The organism is Photobacterium sp. R1 (assembly GCF_054600795.1).
Window position 1 is genome coordinate 1 of record NZ_BAAHZP010001067.1, and the last position, 231, is coordinate 231.

The 231-nt window shown below is 55.8% G+C and carries 1 protein-coding gene; it reads right to left on the reverse strand.

The window, feature by feature from the left end; all coding sequences use genetic code 11:
• On the reverse strand, positions 1–224 hold a 224-nt coding region (locus ACYP03_RS28345; protein WP_459782985.1), incomplete at its 3' end, for an efflux RND transporter permease subunit.
• Between the last annotated feature and the right edge of the window lie 7 nt (positions 225–231).

A 231-nucleotide genomic window follows, 5' to 3' on the forward strand; every position in this document is an offset into this window, starting at 1 on the left:
ATATAAACGTACGAATCACCAAAGAAGGAATAGCCGCGAACCGTGTCGGCACCCGGCACCGCCAGCATGGCGGTGGTCAGCGGATAAGTCACCTGATCTTCGACCACCTGCGGTGCCTGTCCCGGGTAGCTGGTTTTAATGATCACCTGTACATCGGATAAATCCGGCAGTGCATCAACCGGGGTATTTTTGACGCTGTAAAGGCCCGCCAGCGTCAGGAACAGGGCTGCT